General features: G+C 71.1%; 11 protein-coding genes. 5 read left to right on the top strand and 6 right to left on the bottom strand.

Features of this window, described 5'->3' with window-relative positions; translation table 11 throughout:
- Positions 1-54 precede the first annotated feature (54 nt).
- The 3 genes from ACFWJW_RS21980 to ACFWJW_RS21970 all read right to left on the bottom strand — a co-directional run bounded on the left by ACFWJW_RS21980 (position 55) and on the right by ACFWJW_RS21970 (position 3978).
- Positions 55-2424, bottom strand: a complete 2370-nt coding sequence (locus ACFWJW_RS21980; protein WP_387243859.1) for a LuxR C-terminal-related transcriptional regulator — start codon at positions 2422-2424, stop codon at positions 55-57.
- Positions 2425-3248: 824 nt separating this feature from the next.
- Positions 3249-3509 carry a hypothetical protein gene (locus ACFWJW_RS21975; protein WP_387243856.1) on the bottom strand — a complete coding sequence of 87 codons (261 nt, stop codon included), beginning with the start codon at positions 3507-3509 and terminating at the stop codon, positions 3249-3251.
- Positions 3510-3687: 178 nt separating this feature from the next.
- A complete protein-coding gene (locus tag ACFWJW_RS21970) occupies positions 3688-3978 on the bottom strand; it encodes a hypothetical protein (protein ID WP_387243853.1) in 291 nt (96 codons plus the stop codon).
- 683 nt (positions 3979-4661) lie between these two features.
- On the opposite strand from ACFWJW_RS21970, the gene ACFWJW_RS21965 reads away from it, so the two are divergent.
- From ACFWJW_RS21965 to ACFWJW_RS21945, 5 genes are all read left to right on the top strand, one after another.
- Complete coding sequence (locus ACFWJW_RS21965; RefSeq protein WP_387243850.1) at positions 4662-5390, top strand: class I SAM-dependent methyltransferase; 729 nt, start codon at positions 4662-4664, stop codon at positions 5388-5390.
- Positions 5387-5917, top strand: a complete 531-nt coding sequence (locus ACFWJW_RS21960; protein ID WP_387243847.1) for a DedA family protein — start codon at positions 5387-5389, stop codon at positions 5915-5917. Before ACFWJW_RS21965 ends, ACFWJW_RS21960 begins: the two co-directional genes overlap by 4 nt.
- 167 nt (positions 5918-6084) lie before the next feature.
- Positions 6085-6729, top strand: a complete 645-nt coding sequence (locus ACFWJW_RS21955) for a GNAT family N-acetyltransferase (protein WP_387243844.1) — start codon at positions 6085-6087, stop codon at positions 6727-6729.
- A gap of 199 nt (positions 6730-6928) precedes the next feature.
- Positions 6929-7939, top strand: coding sequence for a DMT family transporter (locus ACFWJW_RS21950; RefSeq protein WP_387243842.1), 1011 nt, complete (start codon positions 6929-6931; stop codon positions 7937-7939).
- Between the two features lie 105 nt (positions 7940-8044).
- Positions 8045-9103, top strand: coding sequence for an RICIN domain-containing protein (locus tag ACFWJW_RS21945; protein ID WP_387243839.1), 1059 nt, complete (start codon positions 8045-8047; stop codon positions 9101-9103).
- Between the two features lie 54 nt (positions 9104-9157).
- On the opposite strand, the gene ACFWJW_RS21940 is transcribed toward ACFWJW_RS21945, so the two are convergent.
- From ACFWJW_RS21940 to ACFWJW_RS21930, 3 genes are all read right to left on the bottom strand, one after another.
- Positions 9158-10789 carry a serine/threonine-protein kinase gene (locus tag ACFWJW_RS21940; RefSeq protein ID WP_387243836.1) on the bottom strand — a complete coding sequence of 544 codons (1632 nt, stop codon included), beginning with the start codon at positions 10787-10789 and terminating at the stop codon, positions 9158-9160.
- Between the two features lie 123 nt (positions 10790-10912).
- Entirely contained in the window at positions 10913-11587 is a 675-nt protein-coding gene (locus tag ACFWJW_RS21935) for a DUF5825 family protein (RefSeq protein ID WP_387243833.1), read from the bottom strand.
- A gap of 47 nt (positions 11588-11634) precedes the next feature.
- A complete protein-coding gene (locus ACFWJW_RS21930) occupies positions 11635-13569 on the bottom strand; it encodes a RiPP maturation radical SAM C-methyltransferase (RefSeq protein ID WP_387243830.1) in 1935 nt (644 codons plus the stop codon).
- Between the last annotated feature and the right edge of the window lie 88 nt (positions 13570-13657).

Raw genomic sequence — 13657 nt, 5'->3', positions numbered from 1 at the left:
GCCACGAGGGCGGGCCCCGTCGCCGCTCATCAGCGGGCGCAGGACCGCAGGGCCTCACCGAGCGGGCCGAGGGTTCCGACCGGTGATCCACAGGGCGATCTGCGTGCGGGTACGGAGCCCCGACTTGTCGCGGACCCGGTCGAGATGGCCGCCCACGGTGCTCGGGGAAAGGCCCAGGTGCTTGGCGATCTGCCGATTGGTCAGGCCCTCGGCGACCAGTCGGGCGACCGCCGCCTCACGTGCCGTCAACGGCGGCCCGGCGGCCGGGTATCCGTAGTGGTCGCCGCCGAGCCCCTCGGGCGTGCCGGAACCGGGCCCTTCGGCGGCGGAGGGGTGGTAGCCGTCCGCGGCGGCTTCGCTGCGTACGGACGCGCTGTCCGTGCGCCGCAGGGCGTACCCGGTCAGCCGCTCTCCGCGCAGCCTTCGGCCGGCGGCCACGGCCCGGTCCGCGGTGGCGGGGCGCAACCGCTCGCGCGCCCGTGCGGTGGCGGTGCTCACCTGCCGCTGCCAGTGCGCCTCGGGCTCCGTGTCGATCCGCCGTCGCATCTCCGAGGCCGCCGCACACAGCCGCAGCGCCCGCTCCGCCTCACCCCGTCCGGCCGCCGCTATGGCGAGGCCCTCCAGCGGATACAGCGAGTGATAGCTCTCCATGGGCGCCTGGTGGAGCACCTCCACGAATAACTCCTCCGCGCCGACGGTGTCGCCCTGGGCCAGCCGGATGGCGCCGGCGGTGTGCAGCGCCGCCGTCAACTGGCCCGGAGGGGCCTCGGCACGCAGCGTGGGCAGGCATTCGGCCATCAGCGCGTCGGACGCGGTCACCCGGCCCGTCTGGAGCTGCGCCCAGGCCAGGTGGTGCAGGCACAGCGCGGTGTCCAGCGGGCGAGAGAGCGGGCGGACCACATCAAGGCACTCGGCGAACGCGGCGACCGCCTCGGCGAATTCACCCCGGCACAGCCGGGCGGCCCCCAGCGCGTCCAGCGCATTGGCCGTCGCGGCGGACCCACGCTGGGTGCGGGCCACGGCGACCGCCTCCTCGGCGAAGGCGAGGGCCGCTTCGTGATCCGCCTGGAGGCAGGCTGAACGGGTCGCCAGCGCCAGCGCCGCGCCCCGGGCTCCGCCGTCCCGTGCCCGGCCCAGCACTCCGGTCAGCAGTGCGCGGGCAAGCGTCAACTGCTCCTGGTGGTAGTGCAGTCGGGCCAGGGCGAGCGCGAGCGGGACATAACGGGGGTCGGGCCGGTCCGTGGTGTACGCGACGGCTGCGACGAGGTTCTCCCGTTCCAGGGCCGGCGTACGCACCGCGGCATCGGCGAACACCGAACCGTGGTCCGCGGCCGCCTGGACGGCCAGGCGGTCGAGCGCGCGGTGCCAGGTGGCGTGCAGCTCTCCCGCCTCGGTGAGCCGGTTCCTCGCGTAGGCGCGGATCGCGCTCAGCTGCCGGAACCGGGCCGCGTCCGGTTCGTCACCGGGCACCCGGACGATCAAGGACTTGGCCTCCAGCGCGCAGAGCACCCGTAACACCTGCCCGGAAGGCACCCCGGCGACCGGCCTCGCCCCGTCGCCCGCCCCCTCCACCGCCTCGTTGCCGGGTTCCGTACCGCCGGCACAGACCGCGGCCGCCCCCGCGGCGTCGAAGCCGCCTTCCAGCACCGAAAGGCGCCGGAAGACGAGCCGCTCCGCGGGGTCCAGCAGCCGATGGCTCCAGTCGATCGCCGCGCCGAGTTCGCGATGGCGGCCCGGTCCCGTCCGGCTGCCGTCGGTGAGCAGGCCGAGCTGGTCGTCCAGCCCGCGCAGAATGTCCGCCGGCGTCAGGGAACCGACCCGGCGGGCCGCGAGTTCGACGGCCAGCGGCAGGCCGTCCAGCCGCCGGCAGATCTCCGCCACGGTATGGGCGTTGCCGGGCCCCAGCGTGAACTCCGGTGCGCAGGTCCGGGCCCGCGCGACGAACAGCCGGACCGCCTCCACGGGCTGCTGCCCGTCCGCACCGGGCTCCTCCCCGTCGGGAGCCAGCGCGAGCATCCCCACGCGGAACACCACCTCGCCGGGCACTCTGAGGGCCTCCCGGCTGGTGGTGAGGATCCGCAGGCCGGGGCAGCGGCTGAGCAGGGTCGCGGCCAGCGTGGCACCGGCCTCGATCACATGCTCGGCGTTGTCCAGCACGAGCAGCATGCGGCGGGTGCCCAGCGCGTGGACGAGCGCCTCGATCCCCGCCCGGCCGCCGCGCTCGCCGACGCCGAGGGCGACCGCCACGGCCTGCGGCAGCAGCTCGCCGTCACGGAGCGAGGCCAGCTCGACGAGCTGGGCGCGTCCCAGGCGGCCGCTGCGCACCCGGCCCGCGAGCTCCAGCGCGAGCCGGGTCTTGCCGACCCCGCCGGGACCGACCAGCGTCAGCAGCCGGGATGAACTCAACAGAGTGCGCAGGCGCACCAGTTCACGTTCCCGTCCGACGAACTCGTCAAGCGGCTGCGGCAACCCGTGTCCCGGCCTGCCCGCCGTACCGTCCCGCGGCGCCGTACCGTCCCGTGCCTCCCTCGCGTCTTGTCGGCCGGCGCCCTGACGACCTGCCCCCTGACGACCGGCGCGTTGCCGGAACGCACGTTGCCGGCAGGCGCCGGAGCAGTAGCGGGCCGGCCGCCCGCCCGGGTCCTTGCCGTCTCGCGCGCGTGGGGTGGTGGAGCGCAGCTCAATGCCGCACGTCTCACAGGTCCGCGTGATGGTCACCTACCGCATCCTTCCGCAACTCCAAGAACCGGCAGGAGGATCCTTCGTCACACTGAGGGCGCCTTATGCACGGCCCTTTCCGGAAGGAGGGCCGCCCGCGAAACCGCAGGGGACCGGTGCGGAGCGGCCGGTTGTCGGGCTGAAGACCGCCGCGGCACGGCAGGCGGAGCGGCACCGAGGACGGACGCCGCACTGGTAAGGTAAGCCTTACCTAACCCTCGGGAGTCTTTATGCGTATCTTCGGTGGCACGGAGCAGCAGCCGACCAGCGCCGAAAGAGTCCGGGCGATCCTGGCCTCGGCACACTCGATGACGATGGAGGCCGATGGCCGCGGCATCGAGGTGTCCCGCGGAAACGGGCCAGGAGCGACACAGCACGTCCACCTGCACCCGTCCCCCGCGGACGCCGGTCTCACCGGCGCGGCCGGGGCGGGTGAGCGGGTGCCCGCCACCCTGAAGTTCACGGATGTCGCCCCGCTCCCCGTGCGTGACCGGGTGCGTGCACGCGTCACCGTGCGGGGGTGGCTGACCTCACGGGACAAGGCGGCCTCGCCCGCCGGCGACTGCATGGAGTTCGCCACGGCGGTGTTCGAAACGGCAAGAGGAGGCGTCGGCCGCGGAGCCGCCGACGCGCTGGTCGTCGCTGACGGCGTACGCCTGGGAGGCGCCCTCCGGGGAGAGCCGGGGCAGCGCCAGCAGGGGGCCGGTGCCCGGCCATATCTGGGCCTGCTCCGGGGGCGCCGTCTCGGGCGGGAAGGGCCCGACCATGTGGCTGTCCGAGGCGGTGCCCACACTCACATTGGTGGTGGGGCTGATGGCTTCGAAGGTGCCGCTGGTGCGCTCACCGAGCAGCCCCGGCTCGCTCTCGGTCGTGTACCGGGGGCAGCCACTGAGTGGGAGTCCGGGTGTCCAGCCGGGTGTAGTCGTGGGTGCCCACGATGCGTCCGGCGCGGTCGATGTCGCGGGGGTACTAGTAGTCGTAGGGCACTCCCGCGGGCCAGAACCACTGGAGCGGTACGGCCGCGGCGCCCCTCCTGGCGGGCCAGACGAGGCCCGCCGACCACGACTCGTCGTCCTTGACGGCCTCACCGGAACCGGCGATCTGGCCGGCGTTGTTGAGGGCGGTCACCGAGGTCAGCGAGTATCCGGCCGGTGGCGCGAGCCGACGCCGGATACTCGTGCCCTCCCATGCGAGGCCAACGAGGGCACCGTTCTTGACCGCGTCACCGACGATCAGCCCCTGATCGTTGACGGGGCGCACGCGGCGGAGAAGCCAGGACCTGGAGGGCGGGCCGGCAGTCCGCGGGCTCACGGGCGCCGTCGGTGGGCCGGCCCGACGAGGCGGGCGCCGGACTCGCCGCCAGCAGGGGCATGAGGAACGCGGTCGCGACCACCGTCACCGCGGCACGGATGGGTCTTCGCATCATGGTCTCCGTTTCCGAGAACACGGGAATGACCCCGTCGGCGCCGGAATGAGCCGGTGAATGACGGGTGGGACCCTCGGCAACGCCGGAGTGGGGTGTTCATTCGGTGCGCTCGCGGGAGAGGCGGAAGCCGGCCGCGGACCGGCCCCTTTCCTACCGCACCCGTGACCGGTCGGGACGACTCCACCGCCCAATGGCCGGAACTCGTCCGGGAGTGTCCGGGTCCGTCCCGGGAGCGGCCGGCTCCACTTGAAGCGCTCAGCCTCCCAGCGTCAGAGGGGGGAGTGCCGTAGCTGTCGTCGTGCGCCGCCAGGGATTACGGGACAGCACTACGGGTCAGCCCTTAGGTCCCAGGTCGGGTGGCCGTCCGTCCAGAGGATGACGCCGGGAGCAGCGGTGGCACTTCAGGACCGTCCGGCTTTGCGTCCCTGTGGGGGAGGACGGCGCTGACCCGTGCGTTCGAGGATGGGGCAATCGAATCCTCAGCCGCTTCGCGCCCTCCCAGGAATGTCTTTTCTTCATGAATGAGAACACTGCTCAAAGTCATGCCCGGACTCCGCGTGCCACCGAAGGCTGGACCTTCTTGGTTGAATCGATACGGAACCATCGCACGGTCGGTTCCATCGCTCCCAGCAGCAAGTCGTTGGCCCATTTGCTGACCGACCCGCTGCTGGAACGAGCGCCGCGGAGTGCGAACGTCCTGGAAGTAGGCGCGGGTACCGGCTCGGTCACCCGAGTCCTGCTGCCCCGGATGCCTCGGGGAAGCCGACTGGACATCGTCGAAGCCAACTCCCATTTCGCCGCACATCTGCGCCGCCTGGTGAGCGGCCACCCGAACCTGCTGGACAAGCAGGAGCAAGTCCGCGTCCACAACACGTTTGTCGAACGGCTCAGCACTGACCGCCGCTATGACGTGATCGTCTCCGGCCTGCCGTTCTCCAACTTCTCCCCCGGTCAGGTCGGGGACATCATGGGCCGGTACTTCGATCTCCTGCGCCCCGGGGGCACTCTCACCTACTTCTCCTATTGCGGCAGCCGCTGGGTGCGCACCTTCCTGACCTCCCGGCCGGAGGCCCGCCGTCAACGCAGCGTCAAAGATCTGTTGAACCAATTCCACCACCAGTACGCGACCGGCTGTTGGACCGTGTGGGGAAATCTGCCACCCGCGCGGGTGTGGCAACTGCGCCGGCCCATCGATGCTGACAACCTCTCCGGCGCGCGGACTCCCCCGCTGGGCATATCGCGATGAATACCCTCGCCAGTCTGCTCGGCAAGATTCCCCCCACCGCCGCCTACACGGTGCTGGGCACCGCAATCATCGCCGAATCCGTTTTGTTGGTGGGTGCGGTCATTCCCACTTTCGCCTTCATGCTCACCGCCGGAGCCCTGGCCCGCGCCGGCAGCCTGAACCTGCTGTGGGTCATCGCGGTCGCCGCCGTCGCCGTCATGGCCGGGGACGCTCTCGGCCATCGCACCGGTCACCTGATGGGCAAGCGGCTGCGTACCGGAAGGCTCGGCCGCCGCATCCCTGCCTCCGCGTGGCAGCGAGCCGAAACCCTCATGGCCAAGCGCGGCGGCCCCACTCTCCTGGTATTCCGCTTCGTGCCGGTGATGCGGACCGTCGCCCCGCATCTGGCCGGCGTCCTTTGTCTGCCGTACCGTCAGATCGCCCCGTACAGTGCCCTGGCCTCGGTCGCCTGGGCGAGCGTGGAAAGCGGCGCGGGCTACACCGCGGCCTTCTCCTTCCAGCAGGTGTCCGCGATCGGAGTCCCGTAGCGGTCAGGGCCTCCCTGATGGCCCCTCCGGACGCCGACCTACGCGAACTGCGCGAACCGCGTCCCTCGCCTCGCACGCACCGTCAGATCCCGGTTCACAGGCTTCCGCCCCCACGGGCCACGTCGAAACCGGATCCCCTTGTTACTCAAGATCATCGAGCGTGCAGAATGACCCGTATGCCGATAACGAACCGGAACCACCCCACAAACACCCCGATGACGGCCGCGATCGACGACGCGCCGCTCATCAGCCGCATCCTCGCCGACGCCTTCGACGACGACCCGATGATGCGCTGGTTCTTCCCCGACGATGCCGCTCGTCCGGCGGGGCTCGTCCGTTACTTCAGCACTCTTTTCACCCGGCAGTACGGGCGGCACGGCGTGTGTGAGCGCACCGGGGCGGCGGCTGCGTTCTGGGTGCCGCCGGAGGCGCCGGCCAAGACCGTCCCGGACGCGGAGACCGTTGAGGAGCTCCAGGAGATCCTCGGCGACCGGGCCGCCCTGTTCCGGGAGGCCGTCGAAGCGGCGGCCGAGCACGCGCCGCAGGAACCGCAGTGGCATCTGGCGGTGCTCGGCGCCGACCCCGCCGCCCAGGGCCAAGGGCACGGGGCGGCCCTGCTGCGCTCGGGGCTGGCCAAGGCCGACGCGGCGGGGCTGCCCGTCGCCCTGGAGTCGTCGAAGCGGAGCAACCTCCCGTTCTACGAGCACTTCGGGTTCACCGTGCGGCAGGAGCTCCAACTGCCGGGCGGCGGGCCGACGCTGTGGGCGATGCGACGCGAGCCGCGCCAACCGGGCAACGCCAAGGACGCCTAGGACGACCAGGACGCTAGGACGACCAGGACCCCTATGGGCAGTACGGGGGCCGCGCGGGTCGGCGGGGACCCTGCCGGACCCCACTATTCGCTTGTCAGTGCGGTGCGGCCTCTTACAAGCTGGCGGCTCAGGTGTGCGTGCAGGGCGTGCGCAACGAGCTTCGGGAGGCGCGGGAGTGAGCCAGCGGGTGGGAACAACAGTGGTGGATGACGATGGCGGGTCGGTGCGCCGGGCGGACGGGCGCGCGCTCGCCGCGGCCGCCGTCACCGTGGTGCTGTGGGCGTCGTCGTTCATCGCGATCCGTAGTTCCGCTGCGGATTTCGGGCCGGGTGCACTCGCGCTGGGCCGGCTGGTGGTGGCGTCCGTCGTCATGAGCGCCCTTCTGCTGGCCCGGCGTGGTGGGTTCCCGCCGCGCGAGGCATGGCCGGGCATCCTCGCTTCCGGAGTCCTGTGGTTCGGCGCGTACATGGTCGCGTTGAACTGGGGTGAGCGGCATGTGGATGCCGGAACGGCTTCCCTGGTCGTCAATGTCGGGCCGATCCTGATGGCGCTGCTGGGCGGGTGGCTGCTGAAGGAGGGCTTCCCGCCGAAGCTGATGGCGGGCATGGCGGTGTCGTTCGCCGGGGCCGTGGTGGTCGGGCTGTCCATGTCCGGAGGTGGCACGTCCTCGCTCGTCGGCGTACTGCTGTGTCTGTTCGCGGCGCTGGCGTACGCGGTGGGTGTGGTGCTCCAGAAGCCGACCCTGAAGCACGCCACACCGATGCAGGTGACGACGTTCGGTGCGCTGGCCGGAGCGGTGGCCTGTCTGCCGTTCGCCGGCCAGCTGGTGTCCCAGGTGAGCCGCGCCCCGCTCTCGGCGACGTTGCAGATGGTGTACCTGGGGGTGTTCCCGACGGCCCTGGCGTTCACCACGTGGGCCTATGCGGTGTCCCGTACGACCGTCGGGAAGATGGGTGCCACGACCTACGCGGTACCGGTGCTGGTCGTCTTCCTGTCCTGGCTGTTCCTCGGCGAGATACCCGGCTGGCTGACGCTGCTGGGTGGTCTCCTCTGTCTGTCCGGGGTGGCGGTGTCGCGGATGCGGGGGAAGGGGAAGGCGCAGACGCAGGCACAGACGCCGGTTCCGGAGGACGCACCAGGGAGTCGTGCAGACGCGCGGTCCGAGGTGCCGGCGGAGGCGGAGTCCGCCGCACAGTGCACAGCCGGCTGAGCACAGCCGGCTGAGCACTGCCGCCGGGGCATCGGGGGCGATAGCGTGCGGAACACGGTGAACTGCACCACCAACACTCCGAACAGATAAGGGGGTTGTTCTGGTATGAGACCGTCCGGACACAGCGGTTTACGCAGAACACTCACCGTCTTCATCGCCGTGCTCGCCGTCGCCCTCGGCCTGGGCACGCAGACCGGCACGGCCCGGGCCGATGACGGCTCGGGCCTGAACGGCCTGACGTTCACGTCGGTCAACAACGGCCGGAACCTGGATGTGCAGAACGGCAACACCGGGGACGGTGTCTTCATCGTCACCAACTCCGCGCCGGGCTACCACCAGAAGTGGAACGCCGGCCTTCAGGCCGACGGATCGTTCACCCTCGTCAATGACGCCACGGGCAAGTGCGTCGGAGCGGGCTACCCGCTCAAGCAGCAGGCATGTTCCGGATCGTCCGGCCTGCGCTGGTACTTCCAGCCGGTGAGCGGCACCAGCGACACCTTCATGATCCGTAACGCCGGTGACAACAAGTGCGTCGACGTCGTGCTGGGCGCCCAGTACAACGACGCATGGACCCAGACCTACGGCTGCAACGGCAGCAAGCCGCAGCAGTGGAAGATCCCCGCCTCGGCGACCGGCGCCGCGTTCAAGGCCGCGGTGACCTATGCGTCGAAGCGCTGCCAGAAGGACGCCGCGACCTGCTCGTGGACGAAGGGTTCGCAGGCCCCCGCCGAGCCCCTTCCCAAGCAGTGCATCTCTCCCGTCTGGTACAACGGCACCGAGGCGCCGGTGCCCTGGACGTTCTCGCTGAACACCTCCTCCGGCTGGTCGAGCCAGCTCGGGGTGTCCTTCACCTCCACCCTCGGCACCGGAATGGCGAGCCCGGTGCAGACCAGCGTCAGCCTCACCCTCTCCGGCCAGGTCACCTACGATCTGCGGACGGACCTCGGCAACAGCCTGGTGATCACCGTGCCGTCGCGTCAGTACGGCTGGGTGGCGCTGTCGGAGCTGGCGACGAAGGTGACCGGTGAGTGGACCTTCGACGCGAACGGCTACCCGTGGAAGGCGCAGGACACCGTCACCGTGCCGCTGCGCAGCGATGACCAGGGCCGGTCCAGCATCTATCTGGCGCAGACCAGCCCGGACTTCACGACCTGCAACAGCTGATCCAAAAGGTGGGCCCGCACGGGTCGTGCGGGCCCATCCTGAGGCGGAAGCTGCTTACGAGCACACTGACTTGAAGGTCTCGGCGTCGTCCTCCCACTCCTGGCGCGCCGAGCTGAACGCGTTCTTGTAGGTCTCGGCCCGCGAGCTGTCGCGGCGGTTGAGCGCGTCGTCGAACTGTGCTGCCGCGTCACTCAGCGCCCGCGCGTCGTCGGCGAGGTCGCGGAGCGCGGAGGCCACCTCCGAGTCGCCCGCGTCGCTCGCCGCGGAGTCAAGGCTGGCGGCCAGCGAGCTCAGGGAGGCGGCGCTTGCCTTGTCGTAGGTGTCGAGATTGCTGCTGAACACCTGATTGCCCCGCGCGCAGCCGTCGGGGGTCGCTTCCTCCGTCGGCTCCGGGGTCGAGGTGTCGCTGCCGCCGGTCAGGCCGGTTCCCCGGGCATTCGCGTCCGGCGACGAGGTGTACGACGGCGCGGAGTACGTCGATGAGGGGGACGGCGATTCCTTGAGCTCGTCGCTGAACGCGCCCACGACCTTGTCCGGGCCGATGACGAAGAACGCCACCGCGGCGAGCAACCCGATCACGGCGAGCGCGCCGCCGGACGAGCTCCCGCTGCCACCGGACGGGCTTCCGCCACCGGCCGGCGGCTTTCCCCCGGCCGTGCCCACGGTTTTGGCACCGGCCCGGTCCACCGTCTTGGCACCGGCCTGGTATCCGGCCGTGGCCTTCTTCTCGGTCTCGGCGGTGCGGGGTGCCGTGGCGCCCTGGCCGGCCTTCTTCGTTTTGGGCGGCACATACGCCTTGGTGTCGTACCCGGCCAGGGACCTCTCCACGGCCTCGGGGAGCCAGGAGCCGGCGAGGGCTAGCGTCTGACCGGACGTCTGCTTCCTGGCGTACGCCATGATCTCGCTGACGGCCGGCCGCTCCGCGGGGTCCCGGGCGAGGCACCGCTTGACGATGGTGCGCAGCGTGGACGGACAGGCGTCCAGCTCCGGGGCCTCGTTGAGGATCCGGTAGAAGAGGGCGTCCGGGTTGCCCTCGCCGAAGGCGGTGCGTCCGGTGGCGGCGAACACCGCGAGGTTGCCGAGCGCGAAGACATCCGTGGCCGGGGTGGCGGAGCGCCCCCGGATCTGCTCGGGGGCCATGAACGCGGGTGTGCCGACGCGGATATGGGTGCTGGTGAGCGTGGTGGCGTCGGCGGCGTGGGCGATGCCGAAGTCGATGACGCGGGGGCCGTCCTCGGCGAGGAGGATATTGGCCGGTTTGAGGTCGCGGTGGATCAGTTCGCAGGCATGGATCGCGGTGAGGCCCTCGGCGACGCCCGCCAGCAGCCGGAACACCGTGAGCAGCGGCAGCGGACCGTGCTCGCTGACGGCCTGGTGCAAGGTGGGGCCGGGCACGTACGCGGTGGCCAGCCAGGGCAGTTTCGCCTCGCTGTCGGCGTCGACGACCGGTGCGGTGTAGAGGCCCTGGACGCGCTGGGCGGCGTCGATCTCCTTCCGGAAGCGGCGCCGGAACTCCTCGTCCTGGGCGTAGTCGGGCCGTACGACCTTCACCGCGAGCGCGCGGCCGCCGGGGCTGAAGGCGAGGTACACGCGCCCCATGCCGCCCGCGCCGAGCCGTGCGCGTAAGTCGTAACCGGCCACGCGGGCCGGATCGTCGTCATCGAGCGGAGCGAACCGGACAGCCATCCGTACCCCCGTGCTGTCTCAGGACCGATGTCGGACACCGGCAGCATGCCACGGGACGTGCGACGGATACATGCCGCCTACGCAACCCGGTGCCGCGCGGGCGCCGGCGCTCCCCCGCGGTCCTCAGACGGCCATCGCCTCCTGGATCCACCGGTTCACCCGGTACGGCAGCCACCACAGCAGCGGGCCGGTGCGATGGACCAGGCGCTCCGCCAGGAAGTCGGCGGCGATGGCCGGGGGCACGTCCCGGAGCGGTGCGCCGTAGGAGAGCTGGGCGATGGCCTGCTGGTATTCGGGCTCCTCGGCGGTGAAGCGGCGCAGTTCGCCCCAGCGGCGGTCGCGGATCTGGACGAAGCCGGGGCCCTGCCGCCACAGGCACTTGCAGAGGTAGTGCCCGTTGCGCCACTCGGCCAGCGCGGCCGCGGGATCGGCGGGGCCGGTGAGGGTGCGGGGCGGCTGGAGGTGGCTGAGGTCGCGCCAGCCGTCGTCGGGCTCCGGGGGCAGCCGCAGCTGCCACTGCACCAATACGGCACGGGCGGTCAGATCGCGGATCAGGCACAGGCTCCGGACGGCCCGGTCGGCGTCGGTGGGGTCGTCGACCGCGGTCAGGTCGATCTCCCCGGTGAACTCCACCCGGCGTGCCCCGAGTTCCCACAGCTGGGCGGCCTGCTCGTCCGGCGGCGCGGTCAGGTCGACAGCGCCCAGGCTCATGCCCGGCAGGGCGCAGGCATCCTTGTCGTAGTCCCGCCAGGCGTGGAGGGCCGATGCGCGGTGGGCGGGGATGGCGGTGCTGGTCATGGCGTTCTCCTGCGGGGCATGGGAGTCCTGCTGCGGGCCGGGCGGGGTCAGACGTGGGCGACGAGGGCTCGGGCGGCGTCGTCGGGCCGCTCCGGCGGGACTGCCGCGGCGTGGGTGTGCCGCATGAAGTCGAGGCGCAGCAGGTCCTCGTTGACGGCGGCCGGTGCCAGGTGGACGTACTGGCCGCCGTCGGTGAAGACCAGCCCGAGCGTCACCCAGTGCTGGAGGAGGGCGTGCACAGCAGCCTCCTCGACGGTGTGCTCGGGGAGCCGGGCGGCGAGCTTGCGGGTCAGGGCGGCGGGGGCGTGCGGCTGGTCGAGCAGCCGGAAGGCCGCGATCTCGATGGGTGCGGTGAGTTCCAGGGCACCCCAGTCGAAGGCGTGCCGGCGACTGACGAGCACGATGCGGTCGCCGAGGTCCGCATGGGTGAGTCTGCTGTCCGCGTGGCGCTTCTTCCAGGCGGCGAGGGCGTCGTTGAGCGCGGTGACGGTGGGCTTGGTGATGCCGCGTTCCGGGGCCTCGAAGACATAGGCCAGGTCGAGGAGTTCGGACTCGGGCAGGTCGTAGGTGAAGCGGTAGTGCTCCTCGGGGCGCAGGCCGGTGAAGCCGAGTTCGGGCCGGTTGAAGTACGGGCTGAAGCGTTCGATGGCGATACGGGCGGACAGGTCGACGGGCGGGTCGAGGTGTTCCAGGGCCGGTATCTGGGCGATGACGGGCTCGTAGTCGGCGGCGCTCTCGCCGGGGAATCCGTGCAGGTAGTTCCAGGAGACGGAGAGCCCGGTCTCGGCTCCGTCGCGGAGCATGCGGACGTTCTGGCAGCCGCTGACGCCCTTGTCCATCAGGTCGAGCACCCGGCTGTTGAGGCTCTCGATACCGGGCTGGACGTAGATCATTCCGGCCTCGGCGAGGAGGCGCAGCTGGGGCCGGCGCATGTTCGCCTTGATCTCGATGTGCATCCGCAGGTCGTGGCCGCTCTCGATGATGCGCGGCAGGACGGTGGTGAGGTAGCCCATGTCGAGGATGTTGTCGACGAGGTACATGTCCAGCACCCGGTGCCGACGGGCCAGGTCCATGATCTCGTCGTAGAAGGTGTCGGGGCTCTTGCTGCGGAACTGCATGAAGGAGCCGTTGAGACCGCAGAAGGTGCAGTGGTGCTTCTCCCCCCACCAGCAGCCGCGGGCCCCCTCGACGACGAGTTTGGGCTCCACCCAGTTGCGGGCGACGGAGGACGCCAGTCGCTCGAAGTAGCCGGTGTAGTCGGGCGGCAGGATGGTCGCGGGCGGCAGCGGTGTGGTGCTCATCGGGTTCGCGATGCTTTCGCCGTCGGCGGCGCGGTGGCACAGCCCGGGGACGGCGGCGAGGTCGCCGCCCTCGTCGAGCGCGGTGAGCAGCTGGGGGAAGGCGGCCTCGCCCTCGCCGCGGACCACGAAGTCCACGAACGGGAAGTTGCGGTGGGTGGCGTGGCCCTGCTCGGCGTCGCAGTTGGCGCCGCCCATGACGGTTCTGATGTGCGGGGCGAGGCGTTTGACGTACTTGGCGGCGGCGAGCGCGGCGGTGTTCTGCTGGAAGGTGGAGGTGAAGCCGACGACGTCGGGGGCGGCCGCGACGATCCGCTCGGCGATCTCCTGCACGAACTCCGGTACCACGCGGTGCAGTTGCTTGGACATCTCCAGCCGCTCCGCGCGCAGTTTGCCGCGCATCGAGACGCTGAACTCCTTCACCCGCCACTCGGGGTCGTCGTACAGGGCCGAGGAGAACACCCAGTCGCCGCATCCCATGAAGTAGGAGGAGAGCGCGTAGTACTGGTAGTCGTCCGCGGTGAATTCGGTCCGCCGGGTGATCCAGTCGGTGAACTCCAGGTTCGCGTGCAGGACATCGGCCCGGCCGGAGGTGCGCTCGTCGACGCTTCGTCTGAGGATGCCGAGGGCGAGGGACGGCAGGTCGATCGGTGACCAGGGCATGTTGACCAGCAGGACGCGCATGGCGGCTCCTCGTGCGGCGGTGGGTGGGAGGCGGCCGGCGGCCGGCCGGTGACGTACGCGGGTCCGGCCGGCCCGGTGGGCACCGGGC

Source organism: Streptomyces sp. NPDC127097 (assembly GCF_042724075.1).
GTDB lineage: Bacteria > Actinomycetota > Actinomycetes > Streptomycetales > Streptomycetaceae > Streptomyces.
This window is presented reverse-complemented; position numbering and strand designations above follow the sequence as displayed.

Excerpts from the sequence above, each read along its gene's own strand:
- ACFWJW_RS21945 (WP_387243839.1), top strand. The coding sequence starts at position 8,045 with ATGAGACCGTCCGGACACAGCGGTTTACGCAGAACACTCACCGTCTTC.
- ACFWJW_RS21940 (WP_387243836.1), bottom strand. The coding sequence starts at position 10,789 with ATGGCTGTCCGGTTCGCTCCGCTCGATGACGACGATCCGGCCCGCGTG.
- ACFWJW_RS21935 (WP_387243833.1), bottom strand. The coding sequence starts at position 11,587 with ATGACCAGCACCGCCATCCCCGCCCACCGCGCATCGGCCCTCCACGCC.
- ACFWJW_RS21960 (WP_387243847.1), top strand. The coding sequence starts at position 5,387 with ATGAATACCCTCGCCAGTCTGCTCGGCAAGATTCCCCCCACCGCCGCC.
- ACFWJW_RS21965 (WP_387243850.1), top strand. The coding sequence starts at position 4,662 with ATGAATGAGAACACTGCTCAAAGTCATGCCCGGACTCCGCGTGCCACC.
- ACFWJW_RS21930 (WP_387243830.1), bottom strand. The coding sequence starts at position 13,569 with ATGCGCGTCCTGCTGGTCAACATGCCCTGGTCACCGATCGACCTGCCG.
- ACFWJW_RS21955 (WP_387243844.1), top strand. The coding sequence starts at position 6,085 with ATGACCCGTATGCCGATAACGAACCGGAACCACCCCACAAACACCCCG.